Source organism: Pseudomonas sp. NCHU5216, from assembly GCF_052156495.1.
In the GTDB taxonomy this organism is placed as follows: Bacteria; Pseudomonadota; Gammaproteobacteria; order Pseudomonadales; family Pseudomonadaceae; genus Aquipseudomonas.
Genome location: NZ_JBQLIX010000011.1, coordinates 80,355 through 107,195 on the forward strand (window position 1 = coordinate 80,355; position 26,841 = coordinate 107,195).

Annotated in this window: 23 protein-coding genes; 20 read left to right on the forward strand and 3 right to left on the reverse strand. The window is 62.2% G+C overall.

What is annotated here, in order from left to right:
- Window positions 1–104: 104 nt before the first annotated feature.
- Window positions 105–812, forward strand: a complete 708-nt coding sequence (locus ACSVIK_RS10645) for an arginyltransferase (protein ID WP_442444302.1) — start codon at window positions 105–107, stop codon at window positions 810–812.
- A 405-nt stretch (window positions 813–1,217) separates the two neighbouring features.
- A complete protein-coding gene (gene infA, locus ACSVIK_RS10650; RefSeq protein ID WP_002553999.1) occupies window positions 1,218–1,436 on the forward strand; it encodes a translation initiation factor IF-1 in 219 nt (72 codons plus the stop codon).
- A 96-nt stretch (window positions 1,437–1,532) separates the two neighbouring features.
- Here the strand turns inward: infA and clpA are convergent, their stop codons facing one another.
- Window positions 1,533–3,803 (reverse strand): ATP-dependent Clp protease ATP-binding subunit ClpA, encoded by a 2,271-nt coding sequence (gene clpA / locus ACSVIK_RS10655; RefSeq protein WP_268184056.1) that lies wholly within the window; start codon window positions 3,801–3,803, stop codon window positions 1,533–1,535.
- A gap of 29 nt (window positions 3,804–3,832) precedes the next feature.
- Window positions 3,833–4,195 carry an ATP-dependent Clp protease adapter ClpS gene (gene clpS, locus ACSVIK_RS10660; RefSeq protein ID WP_268184055.1) on the reverse strand — a complete coding sequence of 121 codons (363 nt, stop codon included), beginning with the start codon at window positions 4,193–4,195 and terminating at the stop codon, window positions 3,833–3,835.
- 239 nt (window positions 4,196–4,434) lie between these two features.
- Between clpS and cspD the strand changes: the two genes are divergently transcribed.
- Window positions 4,435–4,704, forward strand: coding sequence for a cold shock domain-containing protein CspD (cspD, locus tag ACSVIK_RS10665; RefSeq protein WP_442444303.1), 270 nt, complete (start codon window positions 4,435–4,437; stop codon window positions 4,702–4,704).
- 70 nt (window positions 4,705–4,774) lie between these two features.
- Here the strand turns inward: cspD and icd are convergent, their stop codons facing one another.
- Window positions 4,775–6,031 (reverse strand): NADP-dependent isocitrate dehydrogenase, encoded by a 1,257-nt coding sequence (icd, locus tag ACSVIK_RS10670; RefSeq protein ID WP_442444304.1) that lies wholly within the window; start codon window positions 6,029–6,031, stop codon window positions 4,775–4,777.
- 367 nt (window positions 6,032–6,398) lie between these two features.
- Between icd and ACSVIK_RS10675 the strand changes: the two genes are divergently transcribed.
- The 17 genes from ACSVIK_RS10675 (at window position 6,399) to nuoF (ending at window position 26,778) form a co-directional block, all read left to right on the forward strand.
- Window positions 6,399–8,627: an NADP-dependent isocitrate dehydrogenase gene (locus ACSVIK_RS10675; protein WP_442444305.1), complete on the forward strand. Its 2,229-nt coding sequence runs from the start codon at window positions 6,399–6,401 to the stop codon at window positions 8,625–8,627.
- A gap of 161 nt (window positions 8,628–8,788) precedes the next feature.
- Entirely contained in the window at window positions 8,789–9,229 is a 441-nt protein-coding gene (locus ACSVIK_RS10680; RefSeq protein WP_442444306.1) for an NUDIX hydrolase, read from the forward strand.
- Window positions 9,230–9,515: 286 nt separating this feature from the next.
- Window positions 9,516–10,628, forward strand: a complete 1,113-nt coding sequence (gene mnmA / locus ACSVIK_RS10685; RefSeq protein WP_442444307.1) for a tRNA 2-thiouridine(34) synthase MnmA — start codon at window positions 9,516–9,518, stop codon at window positions 10,626–10,628.
- On the forward strand, window positions 10,625–11,245 hold the full coding sequence (gene hflD / locus ACSVIK_RS10690) for a high frequency lysogenization protein HflD (protein ID WP_442444308.1): 621 nt from the start codon (window positions 10,625–10,627) through the stop codon (window positions 11,243–11,245). The genes mnmA and hflD overlap by 4 nt, the downstream gene beginning before the upstream one ends.
- A complete protein-coding gene (locus ACSVIK_RS10695) occupies window positions 11,246–12,130 on the forward strand; it encodes a DMT family transporter (protein ID WP_442444309.1) in 885 nt (294 codons plus the stop codon).
- 187 nt (window positions 12,131–12,317) lie between these two features.
- The gene (gene purB, locus ACSVIK_RS10700) at window positions 12,318–13,688 is read left to right on the forward strand and encodes an adenylosuccinate lyase (RefSeq protein WP_442444310.1); all 1,371 of its coding nucleotides are present in this window, start codon (window positions 12,318–12,320) and stop codon (window positions 13,686–13,688) included.
- A 77-nt stretch (window positions 13,689–13,765) separates the two neighbouring features.
- The gene (locus ACSVIK_RS10705; protein WP_442444311.1) at window positions 13,766–14,932 is read left to right on the forward strand and encodes a ribosomal protein uL16 3-hydroxylase; all 1,167 of its coding nucleotides are present in this window, start codon (window positions 13,766–13,768) and stop codon (window positions 14,930–14,932) included.
- Entirely contained in the window at window positions 14,925–15,350 is a 426-nt protein-coding gene (locus tag ACSVIK_RS10710; protein WP_442444312.1) for a GNAT family N-acetyltransferase, read from the forward strand. Before ACSVIK_RS10705 ends, ACSVIK_RS10710 begins: the two co-directional genes overlap by 8 nt.
- Window positions 15,351–15,358: 8 nt before the next feature.
- A complete protein-coding gene (locus tag ACSVIK_RS10715) occupies window positions 15,359–16,000 on the forward strand; it encodes a DUF7931 domain-containing protein (protein ID WP_442444313.1) in 642 nt (213 codons plus the stop codon).
- Window positions 15,997–16,806: a secretin N-terminal domain-containing protein gene (locus ACSVIK_RS10720; protein ID WP_442444314.1), complete on the forward strand. Its 810-nt coding sequence runs from the start codon at window positions 15,997–15,999 to the stop codon at window positions 16,804–16,806. The genes ACSVIK_RS10715 and ACSVIK_RS10720 overlap by 4 nt, the downstream gene beginning before the upstream one ends.
- Window positions 16,807–17,365: 559 nt before the next feature.
- Window positions 17,366–18,961 (forward strand): isocitrate lyase, encoded by a 1,596-nt coding sequence (locus tag ACSVIK_RS10725; protein WP_442444315.1) that lies wholly within the window; start codon window positions 17,366–17,368, stop codon window positions 18,959–18,961.
- A gap of 265 nt (window positions 18,962–19,226) precedes the next feature.
- Window positions 19,227–21,230 (forward strand): PhoX family protein, encoded by a 2,004-nt coding sequence (locus ACSVIK_RS10730; protein ID WP_442444316.1) that lies wholly within the window; start codon window positions 19,227–19,229, stop codon window positions 21,228–21,230.
- A 744-nt stretch (window positions 21,231–21,974) separates the two neighbouring features.
- Window positions 21,975–22,388, forward strand: a complete 414-nt coding sequence (locus ACSVIK_RS10735) for an NADH-quinone oxidoreductase subunit A (protein ID WP_024308132.1) — start codon at window positions 21,975–21,977, stop codon at window positions 22,386–22,388.
- Window positions 22,389–22,398: 10 nt separating this feature from the next.
- Complete coding sequence (locus ACSVIK_RS10740; protein ID WP_013715478.1) at window positions 22,399–23,076, forward strand: NuoB/complex I 20 kDa subunit family protein; 678 nt, start codon at window positions 22,399–22,401, stop codon at window positions 23,074–23,076.
- 63 nt (window positions 23,077–23,139) lie between these two features.
- Window positions 23,140–24,921: an NADH-quinone oxidoreductase subunit C/D gene (gene nuoC / locus ACSVIK_RS10745; RefSeq protein ID WP_442444317.1), complete on the forward strand. Its 1,782-nt coding sequence runs from the start codon at window positions 23,140–23,142 to the stop codon at window positions 24,919–24,921.
- Between the two features lies 1 nt (window position 24,922).
- Window positions 24,923–25,435 (forward strand): NADH-quinone oxidoreductase subunit NuoE, encoded by a 513-nt coding sequence (nuoE, locus tag ACSVIK_RS10750; protein ID WP_442444318.1) that lies wholly within the window; start codon window positions 24,923–24,925, stop codon window positions 25,433–25,435.
- The gene (gene nuoF / locus ACSVIK_RS10755; RefSeq protein WP_442444319.1) at window positions 25,432–26,778 is read left to right on the forward strand and encodes an NADH-quinone oxidoreductase subunit NuoF; all 1,347 of its coding nucleotides are present in this window, start codon (window positions 25,432–25,434) and stop codon (window positions 26,776–26,778) included. Before nuoE ends, nuoF begins: the two co-directional genes overlap by 4 nt.
- Window positions 26,779–26,841 lie beyond the last annotated feature (63 nt).

Here is a 26,841-nt window from a genome sequence, read left to right on the forward strand (position 1 = left end):
GAATGCCGACAACTTGTGACCTCGACAGATATTGCCCAACGCGTGTGGTAGGCCTCAAAACCCTGGCTTACACTCTAGAGGCAAGGCTTTAACGAGGTACCACCATGACCGAGCTGGCTCGCCTGAAGTTCTACGCCACCCAGCCCCATCCATGCAGCTACCTGCCCGACGAACAGGCCACCACCCTGTTTCTCGATCCCAGTCAGCCCATGGACGTACAGGTGTATGCCGAACTTTCCGACATGGGCTTTCGCCGCAGCGGCGACCATCTCTATCGCCCGCACTGCCAGCAATGCACGGCTTGCATTCCGGCGCGCATTCCCGCTGCGTTGTTCATCCCCAATCGCCAGCAACGCCGCATTCTCAAGCGTAACGAAGACATCAACGTGCGCTCGGTACGCCCGGCATTCACCGAGGAGTACTACGACCTGTACGTGCGCTACATCGAGCAGCGCCATGCCGATGGCGACATGTACCCACCCAGCCGCGATCAGTTCGCCACCTTCCTGGTGCGCGACCTGCAGTTCTCTCGCTTCTATGAGTTCCGCCTGCAGGATCGCCTGCTGGCCATCGCCGTTACCGACGTGCTGCCCAATGGCCTCTCGGCGGTCTACACCTTCTATGACCCCGACGAGGAGCGCCGCAGCCTCGGCCGTTTCGCCATTCTCTGGCAGATCGGCGAAACCGAGCGCCTGGGTCTGGAGGCCGTTTACCTGGGCTACTGGATCAAGAACTGCCGCAAGATGAACTACAAGACCCAGTACCGCCCCATCGAACTCTTCGTCAATCAACGCTGGACACTACTCACCTAGGGTCTGTTGACGTTTCGCTCGCGGCCGCGACGGAGCCAGTTTTTGCGCGGAGCTAGGCGCGAGACGCGAAGTTTGGTCGCCCAAATGAGCCGTTGAGCAACAACGGTTCGCGCAAAAACTGGCCCGTCCCTTCGGGTTGCGCGGCAAATTGCGCCATGCGTCGTTGCGGGATTTGGCAAGGGAACGACCATTACCTGCATCCCGCGCCTAGCCCGGCGCAATTTGGCGCAGCAACGCGGCTCACGTCGAAACATCAACAGGCCCTAGCGCCCTCCGCCAACCTTCCAGGCCCCTCGACAATCCAAGCCACTTGGCGTAGCCCCCTGTTTTCGGGCACAATGCACGCCGCTTTTGCCTGGCGCCAGTTGCACCGGGCCATTTTCTGGATACCGAGGGCTTTACTGCATGTCGAAAGAAGACAGCTTCGAAATGGAAGGCACTGTCGTCGACACCCTGCCCAACACCATGTTCCGCGTGGAGTTGGAAAACGGGCACGTCGTTACCGCGCACATCTCCGGCAAGATGCGCAAGAACTACATCCGCATTCTCACTGGTGACAAGGTGCGCGTCGAACTGACACCTTATGACTTGAGCAAGGGCCGCATCACCTACCGCGCCCGTTAAGCCAAGCACCAAACGAAAGCGCCCGGCATATGCCGGGCGTTTTCGTTGCTTGCAAAGAAAGCGCAGCGGCCGAAGCCGCTGCAGCCTGCGTGGCGATCAGGCGACCTCCGCCGCCGTCTCGAACTCGAAGCTCGGTTCGCCATCCTTGATGTCGATGTAGACCACGCCACCGTGCTCGGCCAGTTCGCCAAAGAGGATTTCCTCGGCCAGCGGACGCTTGATCTTGTCCTGGATCAGGCGCGCCATCGGCCTGGCGCCCATCTGCACATCGTAGCCGCGTTCGGCCAGCCAGCCGCGCGCGGCATCGCTGACTTCCAGCGTGACATGCTTGTCCTCGAGCTGCGCCTGCAGTTCGGTGAGGAACTTGTCGACGATGCTCTTGATCACTTCGTGGCTCAGGCGGCCGAACTGGATGATGGTATCCAGGCGGTTGCGGAACTCCGGAGTGAAGCTCTTCTTGATGACTTCCATGGCATCGGTGGAGTGATCCTGCTGAGTGAAGCCGATCGATGCCCGCGAGGCGGTTTCCGCACCGGCGTTGGTGGTCATGATCAGGATCACGTTGCGGAAGTCCGCCTTGCGCCCGTTGTTGTCGGTCAGGGTGCCGTGATCCATCACCTGCAGCAGCAGGTTGAAGACTTCCGGGTGCGCCTTCTCGATCTCATCGAGCAGCAGCACGCAGTGCGGTTGCTTGGTGATCGCTTCGGTAAGCAAGCCACCCTGATCGAAACCGACATAGCCGGGCGGCGCACCGATCAGGCGCGACACGGTGTGGCGTTCCATGTACTCGGACATGTCGAAGCGCACCAGCTCGATTCCCAGCGCCTTGGCCAGTTGCCGCGCCGCCTCGGTCTTGCCGACACCAGTGGGGCCGGCGAAGAGGAACGAGCCCACCGGCTTGTCCGGCGCCTTGAGCCCGGCGCGCGACAGCTTGATGGCAGTGGCCAGCGAGTCGATGGCGGCGTCCTGACCGAACACGGTGAGCTTGAGGTCGCGCTCCAGATTGCGCAGCAGTTCCTTGTCGGAGCTGGAGACATGCTTCGGCGGAATCCGCGCGATCTTGGCGACGATGTCCTCGACCTGAGCCACATCGATACGCGCCACGCGCTTGTCTTCGGGCTGCAGGCGCTGATAGGCGCCGGCCTCGTCGATCACGTCGATGGCCTTGTCCGGCATGTGCCGGTCATTGATATAGCGCGCGGCCAGTTCGGCAGCAGCGCGCAGGGCCTCGTCGCTGTATTCGATGTGGTGATGCTGCTCGAAACGCGCCTTGAGCCCCTTGAGGATGCCGACGGTATCCTCGACCGAAGGCTCGACCACGTCGACCTTCTGGAAGCGGCGTGCCAGGGCACGATCCTTCTCGAAGATGCCGCGGAACTCCTGGAAGGTGGTGGAGCCGATGCAGCGGATCTCACCGGAAGACAACAGCGGCTTGAGCAGGTTGGAGGCGTCCATCACTCCGCCCGAGGCAGCCCCGGCACCGATGATGGTGTGGATCTCATCGATGAAGAGGATGGCGTGCGGGCGCTTGCGCAGCTCGTTGAGCAGCGCCTTGAAGCGTTTCTCGAAGTCACCACGGTACTTGGTGCCGGCCAGCAAGGCACCGAGATCCAGCGAGTAGACCACGCTGTCGGCCAGCAGGTCGGGCACTTGTTCGTCGACGATGCGCTTGGCCAGGCCTTCGGCGATGGCGGTCTTGCCGACGCCAGCCTCGCCGACCAGCAACGGGTTGTTCTTGCGCCGCCGGGCAAGGATCTGCGCCACGCGTTCGACTTCATGCTCACGGCCGACCAGCGGATCGATGCGGCCCTGGCGGGCCAGCTCGTTCAGGTTGCTGGCATAGGCATCGAGCGGATTGCCAGAGGCGGAAGCTTCGCCACCCTCCTCGTCCTGCATCTCCGGGTCATGCTCATGCTGATCGCCATGGCCCGGCACCTTGGAAATACCATGAGCGATGTAGTTGACCACGTCGATACGGGCCACGCTCTGTTGCTTGAGCAGGAATACCGCCTGGCTTTCCTGTTCGCTGAAAATTGCCACCAGCACATTGGCGCCGGTCACCTCGCGCTTGCCGGAGCTTTGCACATGGAACACCGCGCGCTGCAGCACGCGCTGGAAGCCCAGGGTCGGCTGGGTTTCGCGGTCTTCGTCATGCTGGGGAATCAATGGCGTGGTGGAGTCGATGAACTCCTGCAGGTCATGGCGCAGCTTGTCGAGATTGGCTCCACAGGCACGCAGCACACTGGCTGCCGCCTCATTGTCGAGCAAGGCCAACAGCAGGTGCTCCACCGTCATAAACTCATGACGCTTGGCGCGAGCCTCTTTGAAGGCCAGATTGAGGGTGACTTCGAGCTCTCGGTTCAACATAGCTTCACCTCATACCCAAGTGGCCGGCGTTAGCCGTCCTTCTCTATTTCACAGAGTAGCGGATGCTGACTCTCCCGTGCGTACTGATTGACCTGCATGGCTTTGGTCTCCGCAATATCACGGGTGTATACGCCGCATACCGCACGCCCTTCTGTATGGACGGCCAACATGATCTTGGTCGCCAGCTCCCGATTCATGCCGAAAAAGGTTTCGAGCACTTCGACGACGAAATCCATCGGGGTGTAGTCATCGTTGAATAGGACAACCTTGTACAGCGGTGGTGCCTTGAGCGCTGGCTTGGATTCCTGGATCGCGACGCCAGAGGAGTCGTCCTCATGCTCTGCCGGGTGATCCTGATTGAATGTTAGTCGAATCTGGCTACTTGCATGCATGTTGGAATCAAAGGTTCTCGGCTGGACGAACGGGGGGATGCTTGAAGGAGTTTGACTGACTTCTCAACCCATTGCCGAGCCAACTTGACTATCGGCAAAAGGGTGTTACAACCAATGAATACCCTTTTCAATTTCAGGGTTTCAGGGATTCCGCGCCGTCGTCCAGCCGGATCGGTTAACGCGCGGAATCGAAGTGGATGATACTCCAGAGATGGGGTTCTTTGCAGAGGGATGTGAGCATGCTCAGCGGTAAGGTCAAGTGGTTCAACAACGCCAAAGGCTACGGATTCATTGTGGCCGATGGTCGAGATGAGGACCTGTTCGCCCACTACTCGGCCATTCAGATGGAGGGTTACAAGACACTCAAGGCAGGTCAGGCGGTTCGTTTCGACATCGTGCAGGGCCCCAAGGGCTTGCACGCCGTCAACATCAGTGCCGCCACCACAGCAACGGACGCCACGGTCAGCGCGCCACACACGGCCAGCAGTGAGAGCCCCGTCGACGCCTGATATTTCCCTGACCCATCAAGAGAAAAGGCCAGTCATGTGACTGGCCTTTTCTTTATTACGCAACCTGCCGTTACATGTGCACGATCATGGCGTCGCCGAACTCGGAGCAGGACAGCAGCGTGGCCCCGTCCATCAGACGCTCGAAGTCGTAGGTGACGGTCTTCGCCGCGATGGCGCCATTGGTGCCCTTGATGATCAGATCGGCCGCTTCGGTCCAGCCCATGTGGCGCAGCATCATCTCGGCCGAGAGGATGAGCGAGCCTGGGTTGACCTTGTCCTGGCCTGCGTATTTCGGCGCGGTACCGTGGGTGGCCTCGAACATGGCCACCGAATCCGACAGGTTGGCACCCGGCGCGATACCGATGCCGCCCACTTCCGCCGCCAGGGCATCGGACAGGTAGTCACCATTGAGGTTGAGGGTGGCGATCACATCGTATTCGGCCGGACGCAACAGAATCTGCTGCAGCATGGCGTCGGCGATCACGTCCTTGACCACGATGTTCTTGCCGGTGCGCGGGTTCTCGAACTGCATCCAGGGGCCGCCATCGAGCAGTTCAGCGCCGAATTCCTCGCGAGCGAGCTCATAGCCCCACTCCTTGAAGGCACCTTCGGTGAATTTCATGATGTTGCCCTTGTGCACCAGGGTCACCGAGCTGCGGTCGTTGTCCACCGCGTATTGCAGGGCCTTGCGCACCAGGCGCTTGGTGCCGGCCTCGGAAACCGGCTTGATGCCGATGCCGCACATGTCGGTGAAGCGGATCTTCTTGACCCCCATCTCTTCGGTGAGGAACTTGATGACCTTTTCCGCTTCGGGGCTGCCGGCTTTCCATTCGACGCCGGCATAGATGTCCTCGGAGTTCTCGCGGAAGATCACCATGTCCACGTCACCCGGCTTCTTGACCGGGCTGGGCACGCCCTCGAACCAGCGTACCGGGCGCTGACAGACGTACAGGTCGAGCTCCTGACGCAGCGCCACGTTGAGCGAGCGAATGCCGCCACCCACCGGAGTGGTCAGCGGGCCCTTGATCGAGACCACGTAATCACGCACGGCTTCGAGGGTTTCCTTCGGCAGCCAGGTGTCCTGGTCATAGACCTGGGTGGCCTTCTCGCCGGCGTAAACCTCCATCCAGGAAATCTTGCGGGCGCCGCCATAGGCCTTCTCGACCGCTGCGTCGACCACCTTGATCATCACCGGGGAAATATCCACGCCGATGCCATCGCCCTCGATGTAGGGGATGATCGGGTTGCTCGGAACGTTCAGCGACATATCGGCATTGACGGTGATTTTGTCACCCTTGGCTGGCACCTGGATCTTTTGGTATCCCATTGCTGGACTCCATCTCGTGGTTAGACAGTGTGCGTGTGCATTCCCGAGAGTAGCGCAAAGCGAAGATTCAGACACGCATGCAAAGGTCTTATGCAACTGGGCATTCTGCGACGCGTCGACGCAGTGATATACTGCTTAGGTGACTAACGAGTCATAAGGGGTGGCCCGTCTGGAACCGGATGGCAGCCTCTTGAAACCTGTGGCAGGCCACCACCGGCCACAGGCTCGAAACGCTCGACACTCTACGGGTGCATCCAACATCACCGCGGCGAGTCCTCGACCCGGCCCCACCACCACGGGGCTCAAGCGCTTACCGGCGCTGGTCGAGTTTCTATGCGCGCTCAGCAAAGAAGAGAGTTAACGCTAAATGTCCACCCCCTCGAAGATCATCTATACCTTCACCGACGAAGCTCCGGCCCTTGCTACCTATTCGCTTCTGCCCATCGTGGAAGCCTTCGCCGCATCGGCCAATATCGCCGTTGAAACCCGCGACATCTCTCTTGCCGGGCGTATCCTGGCAAGCTTTGCCGACCGCCTGGATGCCGACAAGCGCATCGACGACGACCTGGCCAAACTGGCCGAGCTGACCCTGCAGCCGGACGCCAACATCATCAAGCTGCCCAACATCAGCGCCTCCGTACCCCAGCTCAAGGCCGCCATCGCCGAGCTGCAGGCCCAGGGCTACAACATCCCCAACTTCCCGGAAGACCCGCAGAGCGAGGAAGACAAGGAAGTACGCGCCCGTTACGCCAAGATCCTCGGCAGCGCGGTGAACCCGGTGCTGCGTGAAGGCAACTCCGACCGTCGCGCCCCGGCCGCGGTCAAGGCCTACGCCCGCAAGCACCCGCACAGCATGGGCAAATGGAGCATGGCCTCGCAGTCCCACGCCGACTACATGCGCGGCGGTGACTTCTTCTCCAGCGAGCAATCGATCACCATGGCCAAGGCCGGAGATGTGCGCATCGAGTTCGTCGGCAAGGACGGCAAGGTCGAGGTCAAGAAGCAGCTCGCCCTGCAGGAAGGCGAAGTGTTCGACAGCATGTTCATGAGCTGCCGCAAGCTGCGTGACTTCTTCGAGAAGACCCTGCAAGACTGCAAGGAAACCGGCGTGATGTGGTCCCTGCACGTCAAGGCGACCATGATGAAGGTCTCCCACCCGATCGTCTTCGGCCACGCCGTCAGCGTCTACTACAAGGACGTGTTCGACAAGTACGGCGAGCTGTTCAAGGAACTGGGCGTCAACCCGAACAACGGCATCAGCAGCGTCTACGACAAGATCAAGGCACTGCCGGCCTCGCAGCAGGAAGAAATCCTCCACGACATCCACGAGGTCTACGCCCATCGCCCGGAAATGGCCATGGTCGACTCGGTCAAGGGCATCACCAACCTGCACATCCCGAGCGACGTCATCGTCGACGCCTCGATGCCGGCGATGATCCGCAACTCCGGTCAGATGTGGGGCAAGGATGGCAAGCAGAAAGACACCAAGGCCGTCATGCCTGAGAGCACCTACGCTCGCATTTACCAGGAAATGATCAACTTCTGCAAAACCAACGGTGCCTTCGACCCGACCACCATGGGCAGCGTGCCGAACGTCGGCCTGATGGCGCAGAAGGCCGAGGAATACGGCTCCCACGACAAGACCTTCGAGATGACCGCCGACGGCACCATGCGCGTCGTAGCGGCTGACGGCACCGTGCTGATGCAGCACGAAGTCGAAGCCGGCGACATCTGGCGTGCCTGCCAGACCAAGGACGCGCCGATCCGCGACTGGGTCAAGCTGGCCGTTACCCGCGCCCGCCAGTCCAACACCCCGGCCATCTTCTGGCTGGATCCGGAGCGCGCCCACGACCGCGAGCTGCAGAAGAAAGTCGAGCTGTACCTCAAGGATCATGACCTGAGCGGCCTGGATATCCGCATGATGGGCTACAACGAAGCCATCCGCGTGTCCATGGAGCGCATGATCCGTGGCCAGGACACCATCTCGGTGACCGGCAACGTACTGCGTGACTACCTGACCGACCTGTTCCCGATCATGGAGCTGGGCACCTCGGCCAAGATGCTGTCCATCGTGCCGCTGATGGCCGGCGGTGGCATGTACGAGACCGGCGCCGGCGGTTCGGCTCCGAAACACGTACAGCAACTGGTTGAAGAGAACTACCTGCGCTGGGATTCCCTGGGCGAGTTCCTGGCCCTGGCCGTTTCCCTGGAAGAAACCGGCATCAAGACCGACAACGCCAAGGCCAAGGTACTGGGCAAGACCCTGGATCAGGCCACTGGCAAGCTGCTGGACAACAACAAGTCCCCGGCGCGCAAGGTGGGTGAGATCGACAACCGTGGCAGCCACTTCTACCTGGCACTGTACTGGGCACAGGCCCTGGCCGAGCAGAATGACGACGCCGAACTCAAGGCTCACTTCGCCCCGCTGGCCAAGCAACTGACCGAGCAGGAAGCGACCATCGTTGGCGAGCTGGCTGCCGTACAGGGCAAGCCGGCCGAGATCGGCGGCTACTACCGCTCCAACCCCGAGCTGACCAGCAAGGTGATGCGCCCCAGCGCCACCTTCAATGCCGCTCTGGCTGCATTGAATGCCTGATAAGGCTTGAGTGTCAGAAGAACCCCGGCCTGGTGCCGGGGTTCTTTATTTATGGATCTGGACACTCTTTGTAGGAGCGAGCTCTTTTCGCGAAGCTTTTTCGCGAGCGGAGCTCGCTCCTACAGGGTTTCGCCCAGCAAACGATTCCGGAGAAAGCGAAAATGGATTGGCAACCCCATATCACCGTGGCCACAGTGATCGAAGATCAGGGTCGCTTCTTGTTCGTCGAAGAGCTCAAGGCCGGTCGCATGGTGCTCAACCAACCCGCCGGGCATCTGGAGGCCAACGAGTCGCTGCGCGAGGCCGCATTGCGCGAAACCCTGGAGGAAACCGGCTGGGACGTGGAGCTGACCGCCCTGCTCGGCATCTACCTCTACACCGCACCGAGCAATGGCGTGACCTATCAGCGCGTCTGCTTCAGCGCCCGCCCAGTGCGCCATGATCCCGAGCGCGAGCTGGACGCCGACATCAGTGGTATCACCTGGCTGAGCCGCGACGAACTGGCCGCCCAACCCGAGCGCTGGCGCAGCGAGCTGGTACTGCGCTGCGTGGACGATTACCTGGCCGGCGTCAGCGGACCGCTGGAGCTGCTGCGCGATTGATCGCCAGCGCACGCCTTCGTGTAGGGTGCGCTGCGCGCACCAGGAGAAATAGCGCGGTGCTCGGTGCGCACGGCGCACCCTACGGCACCGATGCGCGATTGAGCGTAAGCGCATGCCTTCGCGTAGGGTGCGCTGCGCGCACCAGGAAATAGCGCGGTGCTTGCTCGGTGCGCACAGCACACCCTACAGATAACCCGACACTCGAACACCCCGGATTTCATCCGGGCTACGGGGGCAGGCTTTCTGGTAGACTCGGCAGTTTTTCAGGCTTCACTCGCAGATTCCCATGCAAGCACCTAGCACCCAACGCGTGATCGTCGGCATGTCCGGCGGCGTCGATTCGTCCGTTTCCGCCCTGCTGCTGCTGGAGCAGGGTTACCAGGTCGAAGGCCTGTTCATGAAGAACTGGGACGAAGACGACGGCACCGAATACTGCACCGCCATGGATGACCTGGCCGACGCCCAGGCCGTATGCGATCACATCGGCATCAAGCTGCACACCGCCAACTTCGCCGCCGAATACTGGGACAACGTGTTCGAGCACTTCCTCGCCGAATACAAGGCCGGGCGCACGCCGAACCCGGACATCCTGTGCAACCGCGAAATCAAGTTCAAGGCCTTCCTCGACTACGCCCTGAGCCTCGGCGCCGACCTGATCGCCACCGGCCACTATGTGCGCCGCCGCGATATCGACGGCCGCACCGAGCTGCTCAAAGGTCTGGATCCGAACAAGGATCAGAGCTACTTCCTGCACGCCGTCGGCGGCGAGCAGATCGCCAAGACCCTGTTCCCGGTGGGCGAACTGGAAAAGCCGCAGGTGCGCGCCATTGCCGAGAAGTACGAGTTGGCCACGGCGAAGAAGAAGGACTCCACCGGCATCTGCTTCATCGGTGAGCGCCGCTTCAGTGATTTTCTCAAGCAGTACCTGCCAGCGCAGCCAGGCGATATCGAAACCACCGACGGCCAGATCATCGGCCGCCATCATGGCCTGATGTATCACACCATTGGCCAGCGCCAGGGCCTGGGCATCGGCGGCATGAAAGACGCCGGCGACGAGCCCTGGTATGTGCTACGCAAGGATCTGAGCCGTAACGTGCTGATCGTCGGTCAAGGCAACGAACACCCCTGGCTGTTCTCCCGAGCCCTGCTCGCTTCGGACATCTATTGGGTCAACCCGGTGGATCTGAGCACCCCGCGTCGCCTGACGGCCAAGGTGCGCTACCGCCAGAGTGATCAGGCCTGCACGCTGGAGAGAACCGACAGCGGCTATCGCGCCCTGTTCGACGAACCCCAGCGCGCCGTGACTCCGGGCCAGTCCGTAGTGTTCTATGACGGCGAGGTGTGCCTGGGTGGCGGCGTGATCGAAACCGCCGAAGCTTGCCAAGGGGATGCTCGATGACCCCGATTCAGGAGCAACTGGTCGCCCTCGGCGCCGTCTTCGAGGCCGCGGTACTGGCGGATCGGATCGCCCGCACCGGCCAGATCAGCGAAGCGTCGCTGGGCTGCATGCTCGGCAGCCTTCTCGTCCGTGATCCACAAAGCACGCTGGACGTCTACGGCGGAGACGACCTCAACCTGCGTGACGGCTATCGCGCCCTGATCAGCGCCCTGGAGCGCAATCCGTCGGCCCTGCAGCGCGAACCACTGCGCTATTCCCTGGCACTGATCGGCCTGGAGCGACAACTGGACAAGCGCAGCGACATGCTGGACATCATGGGCAGCCGCCTGGATCAGATCCAGCAACAGGTCGAGCACTTCGGCCTGGTGCATGACAATGTCATCGCCGCCTGCGGCGGCCTGTACCAGGACACCATCAGCACTTTCCGCCAGCGCATCCAGGTACACGGCGACATGCGCTTCCTGCAACAGCCGAACAACGCGGCGAAGATTCGCGCCCTGCTGCTTGCCGGCATCCGCTCCGCCCGCCTGTGGCGCCAGCTCGGCGGGCACCGCTGGCAACTGGTGTTCAGTCGCGGCAAGTTGCTCAAGGAACTCTATGAGCTGATGCGCGCCTGAATGAACGCCCCGACTCGCAGCAGCAGACCGCTGCAGGGCGCCCTCCTGCTGGCCATATCCGCTTTGCTGTTCGCCTTTACCGGGGTCGGCATCCGCGAGATTTCCGCCAGCGTCAACAACGAGTCGGTGGTGTTCTTCCGCAATCTGGTGGGCGTACTGTTCTTTCTGCCGCTGCTGCTGGTGCGCGGAGTCAGGCCACTGCGCACCACTCGTCTGAAATCTCACCTGTGGCGCACCACCTACGGCCTGGCGGCGATGTACTGCTTCTTCTACGCCATCGCCCACCTGCCGCTGGCCGACGCCATGCTGTTCACCTACTCGGCGCCGGTGTTCACCCCGCTGATCGCCCATTTCTGGCTCAAGGAGCCGCTGACCCGACGCATGCTCATCAGCAGCCTGATCGGCCTGTGCGGTGTGGCCCTGGTGGCCAAACCCAGTGCCGCGCTGTTCGAGGGCGAAGCATTGGTCGGCCTGGCCGCCAGTCTGCTGGCCGCCTTCGCCTTCGTCTCCATCCGCGAGATGAGCGACAGCGAACCGGCCACCCGCATCGTCTTCTATTTCTCGTTGTTCAGCGCGCTGTTTTCCGCCATTCCATTGTCCTGGAGCTGGCAACCACTGGATGCCAACCAGCTTGGCTGGCTCCTGGGCATTGGCCTGCTGGCCACCGCCAGCCAGGTCATCATGTCGCGCGCCTACGGCCTGGCACCGCCTGGGCTGATCGGCCCGGTCGCCTACCTGGCCATCGTCTTCGCCGGCCTCATCGCCTGGCTATTGTGGGGCGAGACGCCGGACAACCTCTCGCTGCTAGGCGCGGTATTCATCTTCGCCGCCAGCCTGCTTTCCATCAGCCGCAAGCGACAAGCTGCAAGTAACAGCGAACGCTGAGGGTTTCCGACGGGGCTTCTTACTTGTCGCTTGAAGCTTGGAGCTTGAAGCAGCTCTTTCATGTACAATATGCGCCCTTTTCGTCAGAGGCCGTCCAGGCACCTGAGCTAGAGCCCGCTTCATTGAGGCAGGCACCATGCGCAGAACCCCGGATGACCGATCAGCCCGACAGCCCGAGAACGCCCACATGCAGCTTTCCTCGCTCACCGCGGTTTCCCCCGTCGACGGCCGCTACGCCGGCAAAACCAGCGCCCTGCGCCCCATCTTCAGTGAATACGGCCTGATTCGTAGCCGCGTCCTGGTCGAAGTGCGCTGGCTGCAGCGCCTGGCCGCCCACGAGGGCATCCCGGAAGTGGCGCCCTTCTCCGCCGAAGCCAACGCCCTGCTCGATGAGCTGGCGGAGAACTTCGCCGTTGAGCACGCCGAGCGCGTGAAAGAGATCGAGCGCACCACCAACCACGACGTCAAGGCCGTGGAATACCTGCTCAAGGAGCAGGCCGCCAAGCTGCCGGAGCTGGAGAAAGTCAGCGAGTTCATCCACTTTGCCTGCACCAGCGAGGACATCAACAACCTGTCCCACGCCCTGATGCTGCGCGAAGGCCGTGACGATGTGCTGCTGCCGTTGATGAAGCAAGTAGCAGGCGCCATCCGCGAGCTGGCGGTGAAGTTCGCCGACGTGCCGATGCTCTCGCGCACCCACGGCCAGCCGGCCTCGCCGACCACCCTGGGCAAGGAACTGGCCAACGTGGTCTACCGCCTGGAGCGCCAGATCGCTCAGGTCGCCGCCGTGCCGCTGCTGGGCAAGATCAACGGCGCCGTGGGCAACTACAACGCCCACCTGTCTGCCTACCCGAGCATCGACTGGGAAGCCAACGCCCGTCAGTTCATCGAGAACGACCTGGGCCTGAGCTGGAACCCCTACACCACCCAGATCGAGCCGCACGACTACATCGCCGAGCTGTTCGATGCCATCGCCCGCTTCAACACCATCCTCATCGACTTCGACCGTGACGTCTGGGGCTACATCTCCCTCGGTTACTTCAAGCAGAAGACCGTGGCCGGCGAAATCGGCTCCTCGACCATGCCGCACAAGGTCAACCCGATCGACTTCGAGAACTCCGAAGGCAATCTGGGTATCGCCAATGCGATCTTCCAGCACCTGGCCAGCAAGCTGCCGATCTCCCGCTGGCAGCGCGACCTGACCGATTCCACCGTGCTGCGCAACCTGGGTGTCGGCTTCGCTCACAGCGTCATCGCCTACGAGGCAAGCCTCAAAGGAATCAGTAAGTTGGAGCTCAATGCTCAGCGTATTACTGAAGATCTGGATGCCTGCTGGGAGGTGCTCGCCGAGCCGATCCAAACCGTGATGCGCCGCTACGCCATCGAGAACCCGTACGAGAAGCTCAAGGAATTGACCCGCGGCAAGGGCATAAGCGCCGAGGCACTGCAAACTTTCATCGATGGCCTGGACATGCCAGCCGCCGCCAAGGAAGAACTAAAGCAACTGACCCCGGCGCGCTACATCGGTAACGCCGTGGCCCAGGCCAAGCGTATCTGAGCACACCAGCCTCGAGGACGCCCGGCTGAGCCGGGCGTTTTTGTTTAAAGGTTTTTATTCATTTCAAGGGCTTATCGATGAATCCTGATACTCCGCTGCAGTTGCTGGGTGGCCTCACAGCCCGTGAATTCCTGCGCGACTACTGGCAGAAGAAGCCGCTGCTGGTGCGCCAGGCCGTTCCTGACTTCGAGAGCCCGATCAGCCCGGACGAACTGGCCGGCCTGGCCCTGGAAGAAGAGGTCGAGTCGCGCCTGGTGATCGAACACGGCGAACGCCCCTGGGAGCTGCAGCGCGGCCCGTTCAACGAGGACACCTTCCAGTATCTGCCCGAGCGCGACTGGACACTGCTGGTACAGGCCGTCGACCAATTCGTGCCGGAAGTGGCCGAGCTGCTGGAAGACTTCAAGTTCCTGCCCAAGTGGCGCATCGACGACCTGATGATCAGCTTCGCCGCCCCCGGTGGCGGCGTTGGCCCGCATTTCGACAACTACGACGTATTCCTGCTGCAGGCTCACGGCCATCGCCGCTGGCAGATTGGCCAGATGTGCGATGCCGACAGCCCGCTGCTTCCCCACGCCGATCTGAAGATCCTGGCGCGATTCGAACCAACCGATGAATGGGTGCTGGCACCCGGCGACATGCTCTACCTGCCGCCATGCCTCGCCCACTGTGGCACCGCTGAGGATGATTGCATGACCTATTCCGTGGGCTTCCGCGCGCCAAGCGCCGCTGAAGTACTGACCCATTTCACCGATTTTCTCGGCCAATTCCTCCCCGACGAGGAACGCTACAGCGATGCCGACATCCAGCCCAGCGAGGATCCCAACCAGATCCAGCGCGACGCCCTGGAGCGCCTCAAGGCTCTGCTCAACGAGCACATGAGCGACGAACGCCTGCTGATGACCTGGTTCGGCCAGTTCATGACCGAGCCCAAGTACCCGGAACTGGTGGCCGGCATCGAGATCGAGGAGGAAGACTTCCTCGGCGCCCTGGAAGATGGCGCGATCGTCATTCGCAACCCCAGCGCACGCATGGCCTGGTCGGAAGTGGGTGAAGACCTGGTGCTGTTCGCCAGCGGCCAGAGCCGCCTGGTGTCGGCGCGCCTGCGCGAGCTGCTGAAGCTGATCTGCAGCGCCGATGCGTTACATATCGACAACCTTGGCGCCTGGTTGGCCGATGACGAGGGGCGTACCCTGCTGTGGGAACTGGTCAAGCAAGGCAGCCTGGGGTTCGCCGATGAGTGAGATCACCGTTCGCGTGGCGGATTGGCACCGAGACAGCGCCGAGATCCGCCGCATCCGCGACACCGTCTTCGTCGCCGAGCAATCGGTACCACCCGAGCTGGAATGGGATGCCGAGGATGCCGAAGCGGTGCACTTTCTCGCCGAGGAAGGTGATTACGCCGTGGGCACCGCGCGTCTGCTGCCGGATGGCCATATCGGTCGCGTCTCGGTACTCAAGGACTGGCGCGGCCTCAAGGTTGGCGAGACGCTGATGCAGGCAGTGATCGCCGAAGCGGAAAAACGCGGCCTGCATCAGCAAATGCTCACCGCCCAGGTGCATGCCACGCCGTTCTATGAAAGGCTAGGCTTCAGGATTGTCAGCGACGAGTACCTCGACGCCGGCATACCGCACGTGGATATGGTGCGCACCAGCCAATAGAGAAGCAGATGAACGACAAAGACGCCCCGGTCGACATGATCGATACGCCAGAATCCATTGAACTGGCGGCCATCGAATTCGAGTCGCCGGGGCGTTTTGTCGTGCACAACCCCGAGCCCGTCACGCCAGAGGCGAGGCAGTGGCAGGCCGCTCCCTTCGTCCTCGGTCAGCATGAGCACCTGGAGCGTTTCAGCCAGCCACCGGAGGCTCGCGCCCACGCCCTCGCATTGATGCAGCAGGCGCAACGCAGCCTGTGCCTGTACAGCGACGACCTGGAGCCCTGGCTCTACAACCATGGCAGTGTGCAGCAAGCCTGCAGCCGCTTTCTGCTGGCAAGCCCACGGGCCCGTTTGCGCATTCTGCTGCGCGATACCAGCCGCGCCGTGAAGGAAGGCCATCGCCTGCTCGCCCTGTCGCGGCGACTGTCTTCCAACCTGCATATCCGCAAGCTCAACCCGGACTACGCCAGCCTCGAGCAGGTCTTCCTGATCGCCGACGACAAAGGGCTGCTCCTGCTGCCGGAGCTCGACCAGCAGGCCGGCTACACGCTGTACAACGATCTGGCGCGCGTGCGTCAACATCAGGCTCAGTTCGACCAGGCCTGGGACACCAGCATCACCGCCCCCGATCTGCGGAGCTTTCTGCTATGACCCTGCGTACGCTGCTCGCCACCCTGCTCCTCTGCCTGTGCCTGCCCCTGCAGGCGGCCACGGAGGTGATCCCGCTGAACTACCGCACCGCCGACGAGGTGCTCGGCGTGGTGCAGTCGATGCTCGGCAGCGAGGGCAAGGTCAGCGCCTATGGCAACCAACTGATCGTCAACGCACCGCCGGCCAAGATCGGCGAAGTGCGCGTACTGCTGCAGCAGCTCGACACCCGCCCGCGACGCCTGCTGATCACCGTGGAAAGCGCCGACAGCAGCCAGCAGAACGACCGTGGTTATGGGGTCGACGGCAGCCTCAGTGCCGGTAACGCCGAGGTGCAGATCGGCCGTGGCGAGGTCAATGGCCGCGACCAGGTGCGCATCATCCGCCGCAGCACCGACAGCCGTGGCGGTGGCACCCAGCAGGTGCAGGCCACCGAGGGCTACCCGGCGCTGATCCAGGTAGGCCAGAGCGTGCCCCTGACCAGCACTCGCACCGGCCCCTACGGCCAGGTCTATCAGGACACCCAGTACCGCGACGTGACCCGTGGCTTCTATGTGACGGCCAGCCTCTCCGGCGAACTGGTGCATGTCTCCATCAGCAGTCAGCGTGATCGGCTCAGCAACAGCCGCCCGGGCACGATCGACGTGCAGAGCACCGATACCCGTGTCAGCGGCCGTCTCGGCGAATGGATGACCCTGGGCGGCGTCAGCGAACAAAGCAGCTCTAGCGATAGCGACGTGCTGCGCCGCTACAGCACCCAGGGGCGTGAAGACATGTCCCTGCGCATCAAGGTCGAAGCCCTCGACTGATATCCCCGACCAAAGTCCAATGCCCATGCTCCTCAGGAAGCATGGACAAGCCGTGCCACCCCTGAAATCCCTGAAACGCCCGCGCCATGCGGCGCGGTGCGTGACCAGCCAGTCGTCTACTGAATATGTAGTAGTCCGAAAAAAGCACTACAAAACGTTTGACGAAGCACCTGACGAGAGGCATGATGGCTTCGCTCCCGCTAGCCAGGGGTCCTGAAAAGGATCTCCAGATCGCCAACGAAGCACTTCGTAGCGATCCGTGTCCCAACAGCCCACAAGGCCGTACGACGAGGTTGCGACTGGAACGAAGTTGTCCTGAGGGACGGGGAAGCGTCAAGTAACAGACAGATCGCCAGGCTCAGCACTGCGCCAAGGGTTTCCACGAGCCCGAAGCCTGTAGCGCCGGCGACCTGCTCGCCTACACCCCTCCTCGCAGTACATCCTCGCCTTTCAGCCGTTTTCTCGCCGTCGAAGTGGTAGCCGCCCGCAGTCGTCGCCTCCGTGCGCGTCTAGAGTGGGTAGTTGGTGCTCAAACAACATATTCTTTGAAGGATTGACCATGTCCGCATATCAAAACGACATCAAGGCTGTAGCCGCTCTGAAAGAGAAGTTCGGCAGCAGCTGGAGCGCTATCAACCCCGAGTCCGTCGCCCGTATGCGCGCCCAGAACCGCTTCAAGACCGGTCTGGAAATCGCTCAGTACACCGCTGACATCATGCGCAAGGACATGGAAGAGTACGACGCCGACTCCTCCCTCTACACCCAGTCCCTGGGCTGCTGGCACGGTTTCATCGGTCAGCAGAAGCTGATTTCGATCAAGAAGCACCTGAAAACCACCAACAAGCGCTACCTCTACCTGTCCGGCTGGATGGTTGCCGCCCTGCGCTCCGACTTCGGCCCGCTGCCGGATCAGTCGATGCACGAGAAGACCGCCGTCTCCGACCTGATCGAAGAGCTCTACACCTTCCTGCGTCAGGCTGACAGCCGCGAACTGGATCTGCTGTTCACCGCCCTGGATGCCGCTCGCGAAGCCGGCGACCAGGCCAAGGCTGCCGAGATCCAGAACCAGATCGACAACTTCGAGACTCACGTCGTCCCGATCATCGCCGACATCGACGCAGGTTTCGGTAACCCGGAAGCCACCTACCTGCTGGCCAAGCGCATGATCGAAGCCGGTGCCTGCTGCATCCAGATCGAGAACCAGGTTTCCGACGAGAAGCAGTGCGGCCACCAGGACGGTAAAGTGACCGTTCCGCACGCCGACTTCCTCGCCAAGATCGCTGCCGTTCGCTATGCCTTCCTCGAACTGGGCATCGACAACGGCGTGATCGTCGCGCGTACCGACTCCCTGGGCGCCGGTCTGACCAAGCAGATCGCCGTGACCAAAGAGCCGGGCGACCTGGGTGACCTGTACAACTCCTTCCTCGATTGCGAAGAAGTTGCCGCCTCCGACCTGGGCAACGGTGACGTCGTGATCAACCGTGGCGGCAAACTGCTGCGTCCCAAGCGCCTGCCGTCCAACCTGTTCCAGTTCCGCAAGGGCACGGGTGAAGACCGCTGCGTACTGGACTGCATCACCAGCCTGCAGAACGGCGCCGACCTGCTGTGGATCGAGACCGAGAAGCCGCACGTTGGCCAGATCAAGGGCATGGTCGACCGCATCCGCGAAGTCATCCCGAATGCCAAGCTGGTGTACAACAACAGCCCGTCCTTCAACTGGACCCTGAACTTCCGTCAGCAGGTGTTCGACGCCATGGTTGCCGAGGGTAAGGACGTGTCCGCCTACGACCGCGCCAAGCTGATGAGCGTCGAGTACGACGAGACCGAGCTGGCTCAGATCGCCGACGAGAAGATCCGTACCTTCCAGCGCGATGGTTCCGCTCACGCCGGCATCTTCCACCACCTGATCACCCTGCCGACCTACCACACCGCGGCACTGTCCACCGACAACCTGGCCAAGGGTTACTTCGCCGACCAGGGCATGCTGGCCTACGTCAAGGGCGTGCAGCGTCAGGAACTGCGTCAGGGTATCGCCTGCGTCAAGCACCAGAACATGGCTGGCTCCGACATCGGCGACAACCACAAGGAGTACTTCGCTGGCGAAGCTGCTCTGAAGGCAAGTGGTAAAGACAACACCATGAACCAGTTCCACTAAGAACGGTTCCCCGCAGCGGGCCACGCACCCGCTGCGTCTTTTGCCTAATCCGCCCCGGCTTGCCGGGGCTTTTTTATGCCTGGCGGTATCGCAAACGTCTCGGCGGGTGTTCTTCGGCGCGCGCCAAGAAGCGCTACCAACCCGATGTTTTATCGCCCCCTTCTCCACGCGGCTTTGTGCAGCAGCGCACAGGGCCTGTCATTATTCCGTCGCTTTACTTGGTTAGCGTCATGGCTCCGTCGATCAGCCTAACCAGGAGCCCTCCGTGCGTAATCAAGAAGAGCAAGACGTGCTATTCGGCAATGGTGATGAACCGCTTAGCAATACGTCCGATAACCCCCATATCAATGACCTCGTCGAAGCCGGCCTGAGCCGCCGCCAGGTGGTAGCCGGCGGTGCTGCGCTCGGCGTCATGGGTTTTCTCGGTGTCGCCCTGCCCGGCAGCGCCGAGGCCGCCGGCAATCCGCTCAAGGATCTGCTCGAGCGTCTGAAAAAACGCAACAAGCGCCTGCCGTTCGATGCCGTCGCGGTTACCCGTGCCGACACCATTACCGTGCCAGCCGGTTACCGAGCGACCGCCTTCATCCCCTGGGGAACGCCGATCCGTGGCAGCTTCCCGGCATTCCTCGAAACCGCTGGCAACAGTGCCGCCGATCAGGCCGACCAGGCCGGCATGCACCATGACGGCATGCACTTTTTCCCCATCGATGGTCAGCGCGGCGGCGGTCACAAGAGCGATCACGGCCTGCTGGTACTCAACCACGAGTACATCGACGCCCAGCTTCTGCACCCCAACGGCCCCACGCTGATCGCAGGCAAGCGCAGCAGCGCCGATGAGGTACGCAAGGAAATCAATGCCCATGGCGTTTCGGTCGTGGAAGTGCGCCGTACGCGCGGCCAGTGGGAAGTACTGCCCAGCGCGCGCAACCGTCGCATCACCGGTGCGACGCCCATGCAGATCAGCGGCCCCGCGCGTGGCCACGCCCTGCTCAGAACCCGCTACAGCCCTGACGGCACTGCCACTCGCGGCACGCTGAACAACTGCTCCAACGGCTTCACGCCCTGGGGTACCTACCTGACCTGCGAGGAAAACTGGGCCGGCTATTTCGCCAGCGGCGACAGCGAGCGCCCGCGCGAAATGACCCGCTACGGGGTCGGCAGCGCCAGTCGCTACGGCTGGGATCACCTGGCCGGCGACGAATTCCAGCGTTTCAACGCCACCCGCCTGGCCGCCGATGCCAGTGGCGACTATCGCAACGAGCCGAACCACTTCGGCTGGATCGTCGAGATCGACCCCTTTGCACCGGAATCCGCCCCGATCAAGCGTACCGCTCTGGGCCGTTTCGCTCACGAGGGCCTGGTGTTCGCACCGGTCAAGCCGGGCCGTCCGGTGGTCTGCTATTCCGGCGACGATTCGCAGAACGAGTACATCTACAAGTTCGTCAGCCGCCGCAGGTACATACCGGGTCGTAGCAACGGCAGCCTGCTCGATGAGGGCACGCTTTACGTGGCGCGTTTCAAGGCCAACGGCAAGGGCGAATGGCTGCCACTGGACATCAAGAACAAGGCTTTCCAGGCCGCCTGCGAGTCCGCCGGGGTAAGCTTTGCCGACCAGGGCGAAGTGCTGATCAACACCCGCCTGGCTGCCGATATCGTCGGAGCCACCAAGATGGATCGCCCGGAATGGGGCGCGGTGAACCCGAACAATGGCGACGTCTACTTCACCCTCACCAACAACACGTCGCGCACCGTGGTCGATGCGGCCAACCCACGTCCGGCCAATGCCTATGGCCACATCATCCGCTGGCGCGAGCAGAGCCGCGACTATGCCGGCCGCGAGTTCGTCTGGAGCCTGTTCCTGCTGGCTGGCCCGGAGAGCGACAGCCTCGACCTCAACGGCAAGCCGCTGACCGCCGACAATCGCCTGGCCAGCCCGGATGGCCTGTGGTTCGATGAGGACGGTCGCCTGTGGATTCAGACCGACATGAGCGGCAGCCAGCTCGCCAGCGGGCCATTCGGCAACAACCAGATGCTGGTGGCCGAACCGACCACCGGTGAGATGAAGCGCTTCCTGGTAGGCCCCGTAGGTTGTGAGGTCACCGGCATCACCGCCACACCGGACTTCCGCACACTCTTCGTCAACATCCAGCATCCGGGTGAAGGCTCCACGCCGACGGATTTCCGCAGCACCTGGCCGGACGGCCCCGGCCGTCGCCCACGCTCGGCCACCGTGATCGTCACCCGCGAAGACGGCAAGCCGCTGTTCTAAGCCTGTCGCAGGCACCCTCTCCCGAGCACGGCGAGGGTGCTTGCCTCTTCTGCCACCGACAACGCGACGAGCAGCTTGAACAGCTAAAGCTAAGGCGAGCACATGCCTGGACGCAGCCCGTCACCCTCACCTTCCTGTGGCCATGAACCCTCCTTTATATGAACAAAGCTTTTAATGCACTTGATGCATTGAAGAAGCCGCCTGCCATTCCCTTGCAGAGCGAGTCTCAACGCGAACGAAAGGGTTTTATTAGCATCCGTCCGCGCAAGTTTTCTTCTGCTACCTTTAATCCCAAGAGCAGTGCGAATTTGCTGCGAAAGTTTCGTTCGTTCGGCCATCGGTATTGCTGCCAAAGTATGCTCGCGCGCCACTGCCAAGTCTCGGACAATACTGACCGTCAAGCCCTTCGAGCAGCGTTACCGGTGCAGCGAGCCCCCGATTCAGAGCGGCGAGCGCGACAGAGTGTTGCGTAGATGCAACGAGGCCGTGCAGCTACGCAAAACAATGAACCTATCCGCCATACGTCAATCTGCAACATCAGGATCCCTGTGATGAGCGCTTGGCTACAAACGAGCCACAGGGCAAGGGTTTTGACGCAAAGAAGACCGAATTTATTTGACGCTGGAAATTTACTTATGCCGTTCATCGGGCATAGAATTGTTTTCAGGATTTTTCAGAGCCCGTGCTGCTTGCACGGCTCCATCACGAATAATAGAAGCCGTCTCTTTACCAAGGGGTACCGGCATGCCTGATGCGGTAACGACCATGTCCCAGAACTGGGCTTTCGCTGTTTTCTTGCTGGGTGTCTGCGGGCTCATCGCCTTCATGCTCGGCCTTTCCAGCCTGCTCGGCAGCAAGGCCTGGGGGCGCAGCAAGAACGAACCCTTCGAGTCGGGCATGCTTCCCACCGGCAGCGCGCGTCTGCGCCTGTCAGCCAAGTTCTATCTGGTCGCGATGCTCTTCGTGATCTTCGACGTTGAAGCCCTCTATCTCTTCGCTTGGGCAGTCTCGGTGCGCGAAAGCGGCTGGGCGGGCCTGATCGAAGCTACAGTTTTCATAGCAATTCTGTTGGCAGGTCTTGTCTATCTTTGGCGTATCGGCGCGCTCGATTGGGCACCGCAGGGACGTCGTGAACGGCAGGCGAAGCTGAAACAATGAGGCTTTGGCGATGCAATACAAACTTACTCGGGTCGACCCGAATGCGCCCAACGAGGCGTATCCGATCGGCCAGCGGGAGGTCGTCTCCGACCCGCTGCTAGAGGATCAGGTTCACAAGAACATCTACATGGGCAAGCTCTCGGACGTGCTCAACGGCGCGGTCAACTGGGGGCGCAAGAATTCCTTGTGGCCGTACAACTTCGGCCTGTCCTGCTGCTATGTGGAAATGACCACCGCCTTCACCGCCCCGCATGACGTGGCGCGTTTCGGTGCGGAAGTCATTCGCGCATCACCGCGCCAGGCCGACTTCATGGTCATCGCCGGCACCTGCTTCATCAAGATGGCGCCGGTCATCCAGCGTCTCTATGAGCAGATGCTGGAGCCCAAGTGGGTCATCTCCATGGGTTCATGCGCCAACTCCGGCGGCATGTACGACATCTACTCGGTCGTTCAGGGCGTGGACAAGTTCCTCCCCGTGGACGTCTACATTCCCGGCTGCCCACCCCGCCCCGAGGCGTTCCTGCAAGGCCTGATGCTGCTGCAGGAATCCATCGGCCAGGAGCGCCGCCCGCTATCCTGGGTCGTTGGCGATCAAGGCATCTACCGTGCCGAAATGCCTTCGCAGAAGGAACAGCGTCGCGAGCAGCGAATCGCCGTTACCAACCTGCGTAGCCCCGACGAAGTCTGAGCCGGTGCTTGCCTGTGCAAGCGTCACGCCCACTTTCTACGTTGATCGACAGCGACCGAGACCATGACTCAAGACACCGTTGTGTCCATACCGCCTTACAAGGCTGACGATCAGGACGTCGTCACCGAGCTGCACGCCCGCTTTGGCGAAGACAGCTTCACCCTGCAAGCCACCCGCACCGGCATGCCGGTGCTCTGGGTCGCTCGCGAGCGCCTCATCGACGTGCTCACCTGCCTGCGCAACCTGCCGCGCCCCTACGTGATGCTCTATGACCTGCACGGTGTCGACGAGCGCCTGCGCACCCAGCGTCGCGGCCTGCCCGAAGCCGACTTCACGGTGTTCTACCACCTGATGTCGCTGGAGCGTAATAGTGACGTGATGATCAAGGTCGCCTTGTCCGAGCGCGACCTCAACCTGCCTACCGCCACCGGCATCTGGCCCAACGCCAACTGGTACGAGCGCGAAGTCTGGGATCTGTACGGCATCACCTTCACCGGCCACCCGCACCTGAGCCGCATCATGATGCCGCCGACCTGGGAAGGTCACCCGCTGCGCAAGGACTACCCAGCGCGCGCCACCGAATTCGATCCGTTCAGCCTGACCCTGGCCAAGCAGCAGCTTGAGGAAGAGGCAGCGCGCTTCCGCCCCGAAGACTGGGGCATGAAACGCGGTGGCGAGCACGAGGACTACATGTTCCTCAACCTCGGCCCCAACCACCCGTCTGCCCACGGCGCCTTCCGCATCATCCTGCAGCTCGACGGCGAAGAGATCGTCGATTGCGTGCCGGAGATCGGCTACCACCATCGTGGTGCCGAGAAGATGGCCGAACGGCAGAGCTGGCACAGTTTCATCCCCTACACCGACCGCATCGACTACCTCGGCGGGGTGATGAACAACCTGCCCTACGTGCTATCGGTGGAGAAACTCGCCGGCATCAAAGTGCCGGCCCGCGTCGACTTCATCCGCGTGATGCTCGCCGAGTTCTTCCGCATCACCAGCCACCTGCTGTTCCTCGGTACCTACATCCAGGACGTCGGTGCGATGACCCCGGTGTTCTTCACTTTCACCGACCGCCAGCGCGCCTACAAGGTGATCGAAGCCATCACCGGCTTCCGCCTGCACCCGGCCTGGTACCGCATCGGCGGCGTCGCCCACGACCTGCCGCGCGGCTGGGACAAGCTGGTCAAGGAATTCGTCGACTGGCTGCCCAAGCGCCTCGATGAATACGAGAAGGCGGCGCTGAAGAACAGCATCCTCAAGGCCCGTACCATCGGCGTGGCGCAATACAACACCAAGGAAGCGCTGGAATGGGGCACCACCGGTGCCGGCCTGCGCGCCACTGGCTGCGACTTCGACCTGCGCAAGGCGCGGCCCTACTCCGGCTACGAGCACTTCGAGTTCGAGGTGCCGCTGGCGGCCAATGGCGATGCCTATGACCGCTGCATGGTGCGCGTGGAAGAGATGCGCCAGAGCATCCGCATCATCGATCAGTGCCTGAAGAACATGCCGGAAGGCCCGTACAAGGCTGACCACCCGCTGACCACGCCGCCGCCGAAAGAGCGCACGCTGCAGCACATCGAAACCCTGATCACCCACTTCCTGCAGGTTTCCTGGGGCCCGGTCATGCCGGCCAACGAAGCCTTCCAGATGATCGAGGCGACCAAGGGCATCAACAGCTACTACCTGACGAGCGACGGCAGCACCATGAGCTACCGCACCCGGATTCGCACCCCCAGCTTCGCCCACCTGCAGCAGATACCCTCGGTGATCCGCGGCAGCATGGTGGCGGATCTGATCGCCTATCTTGGCAGTATCGACTTCGTCATGGCCGACGTGGACCGCTGACATGATCCAGACAACCAATAGCAGCACGCTAATTCAGACCGACCGTTTCACCCTCAGCGAAAGCGAGCGCTCGGCCATCGAGCACGAGATGCATCACTACGAAGACCCGCGCGCCGCCAGCATCGAAGCGCTGAAGATCGTGCAGAAGGCACGCGGCTGGGTGCCGGACGGCGCCGCCGATGCCATTGGCGAAATTCTCGGCATCCCGGCCAGCGACGTCGAGGGCGTGGCCACTTTCTACAGCCAGATATTCCGTCAGCCGGTGGGGCGCCATGTGATTCGCGTGTGCGACAGCATGACCTGCTACATCGGCGGCCATGAATCGGTGCTCAGTGAGATGCAGAAGCAGCTTGGCATCGGCCTTGGCCAGACCACCAGCGATGAGCGTTTCACCCTGCTGCCGGTGTGTTGCCTGGGCAACTGCGACAAGGCTCCTGCGGTGATGATCGACGACGACACCTTCGGCGATGTCCAACCTGACGGCGTCGCCAAGCTGCTGGAGGCCTACAAATGAAGACGCTCACCTCCATCGGCCCAGCCAACCGCATCACCCGCAGCGAAGAAACCCATCCGCTGACCTGGCGCCTGCGTGACGATGCCCAGCCGGTATGGCTGGAGGAATACCAGCAGAAGAACGGCTACGCCGCCGCGCGCAAGGCACTGACCGAGATGGCCCAGGCCGACATCGTGCAGACCGTCAAGGAATCCGGCCTCAAGGGTCGCGGTGGCGCAGGCTTCCCCACGGGCGTGAAGTGGGGCCTGATGCCAGCCGACGAATCCATGAACATCCGCTACCTGCTGTGCAATGCGGACGAAATGGAGCCCAACACCTGGAAAGACCGTCTGCTGATGGAGCAACTGCCACACCTGTTGGTGGAAGGCATGCTGATTTCGGCGCGCGCGCTCAAAGCCTATCGCGGCTATATCTTCCTGCGCGGCGAGTATGTCGACGCCGCCGCCAACCTCAACCGCGCCATCGACGAAGCCAAGGCTGCCGGCCTGCTCGGCAAGAACATCTTCGGCAGCGGCTTCGATTTCGAGCTGTTCGTGCACACCGGCGCCGGCCGCTACATCTGCGGCGAGGAAACCGCGCTGATCAACTCGCTGGAAGGCCGCCGCGCCAACCCGCGCGCCAAGCCGCCCTTCCCGGCTGCCGTTGGCGTCTGGGGCAAGCCCACCTGTGTCAACAACGTCGAGACCCTGTGCAACGTGCCGGCCATCATTGGCCAGGGCGTGGACTGGTACAAGGGCCTGGCCCGCCCGGGCAGCGAAGACCACGGCACCAAGCTGATGGGCTTCTCCGGCAAGGTGAAGAACCCTGGCCTGTGGGAGCTGCCGTTCGGCGTCACCGCCCGCGAGCTGTTCGAGGACTACGCTGGTGGCATGCGCGATGGCTACAGGCTCAAGTGCTGGCAGCCTGGTGGCGCCGGTACTGGTTTCCTGCTGCCCGAGCATCTCGAGGCGCAGATGTACGCCGGCGGCATCGCCAAGGTCGGCACGCGCATGGGCACTGGCCTGGCGCTGGCGGTGGACGACTCGATCAACATGGTGTCCCTGCTGCGCAACATGGAAGAGTTCTTCGCCCGCGAGTCCTGCGGCTGGTGCACGCCGTGCCGCGACGGCCTGCCGTGGAGCGTGAAGATTCTCCGTGCCCTGGAGCGCAAGCAAGGCAGTGCCGAAGACATCCAGACCCTGCTGGGGCTGGTCAACTTCCTCGGCCCGGGCAAGACCTTCTGTGCTCACGCACCAGGTGCCGTGGAGCCGCTGGGCAGCGCCATCAAGTATTTCCGTGAAGAGTTCGAGGCCGGCGTCGTCGCCGAGGTCATCCCACCCAAGGTGGCAGCCCACGCCTCATGAGCCTGAAGGCCGGACGAATGGGCACAAGGCGCCGTCCGGCCCGGGTCGACAAGAAGAATTCCC

Excerpts from the sequence above, each read along its gene's own strand:
- ACSVIK_RS10645 (WP_442444302.1), top strand. The coding sequence starts at position 105 with ATGACCGAGCTGGCTCGCCTGAAGTTCTACGCCACCCAGCCCCATCCA.
- infA (WP_002553999.1), top strand. The coding sequence starts at position 1,218 with ATGTCGAAAGAAGACAGCTTCGAAATGGAAGGCACTGTCGTCGACACC.
- clpA (WP_268184056.1), bottom strand. The coding sequence starts at position 3,803 with ATGTTGAACCGAGAGCTCGAAGTCACCCTCAATCTGGCCTTCAAAGAG.
- clpS (WP_268184055.1), bottom strand. The coding sequence starts at position 4,195 with ATGCATGCAAGTAGCCAGATTCGACTAACATTCAATCAGGATCACCCG.
- cspD (WP_442444303.1), top strand. The coding sequence starts at position 4,435 with ATGCTCAGCGGTAAGGTCAAGTGGTTCAACAACGCCAAAGGCTACGGA.
- icd (WP_442444304.1), bottom strand. The coding sequence starts at position 6,031 with ATGGGATACCAAAAGATCCAGGTGCCAGCCAAGGGTGACAAAATCACC.
- ACSVIK_RS10675 (WP_442444305.1), top strand. The coding sequence starts at position 6,399 with ATGTCCACCCCCTCGAAGATCATCTATACCTTCACCGACGAAGCTCCG.
- ACSVIK_RS10680 (WP_442444306.1), top strand. The coding sequence starts at position 8,789 with ATGGATTGGCAACCCCATATCACCGTGGCCACAGTGATCGAAGATCAG.
- mnmA (WP_442444307.1), top strand. The coding sequence starts at position 9,516 with ATGCAAGCACCTAGCACCCAACGCGTGATCGTCGGCATGTCCGGCGGC.
- hflD (WP_442444308.1), top strand. The coding sequence starts at position 10,625 with ATGACCCCGATTCAGGAGCAACTGGTCGCCCTCGGCGCCGTCTTCGAG.
- ACSVIK_RS10695 (WP_442444309.1), top strand. The coding sequence starts at position 11,246 with ATGAACGCCCCGACTCGCAGCAGCAGACCGCTGCAGGGCGCCCTCCTG.
- purB (WP_442444310.1), top strand. The coding sequence starts at position 12,318 with ATGCAGCTTTCCTCGCTCACCGCGGTTTCCCCCGTCGACGGCCGCTAC.
- ACSVIK_RS10705 (WP_442444311.1), top strand. The coding sequence starts at position 13,766 with ATGAATCCTGATACTCCGCTGCAGTTGCTGGGTGGCCTCACAGCCCGT.
- ACSVIK_RS10710 (WP_442444312.1), top strand. The coding sequence starts at position 14,925 with ATGAGTGAGATCACCGTTCGCGTGGCGGATTGGCACCGAGACAGCGCC.
- ACSVIK_RS10715 (WP_442444313.1), top strand. The coding sequence starts at position 15,359 with ATGAACGACAAAGACGCCCCGGTCGACATGATCGATACGCCAGAATCC.
- ACSVIK_RS10720 (WP_442444314.1), top strand. The coding sequence starts at position 15,997 with ATGACCCTGCGTACGCTGCTCGCCACCCTGCTCCTCTGCCTGTGCCTG.
- ACSVIK_RS10725 (WP_442444315.1), top strand. The coding sequence starts at position 17,366 with ATGTCCGCATATCAAAACGACATCAAGGCTGTAGCCGCTCTGAAAGAG.
- ACSVIK_RS10735 (WP_024308132.1), top strand. The coding sequence starts at position 21,975 with ATGCCTGATGCGGTAACGACCATGTCCCAGAACTGGGCTTTCGCTGTT.
- ACSVIK_RS10740 (WP_013715478.1), top strand. The coding sequence starts at position 22,399 with ATGCAATACAAACTTACTCGGGTCGACCCGAATGCGCCCAACGAGGCG.
- nuoC (WP_442444317.1), top strand. The coding sequence starts at position 23,140 with ATGACTCAAGACACCGTTGTGTCCATACCGCCTTACAAGGCTGACGAT.
- nuoE (WP_442444318.1), top strand. The coding sequence starts at position 24,923 with ATGATCCAGACAACCAATAGCAGCACGCTAATTCAGACCGACCGTTTC.
- nuoF (WP_442444319.1), top strand. The coding sequence starts at position 25,432 with ATGAAGACGCTCACCTCCATCGGCCCAGCCAACCGCATCACCCGCAGC.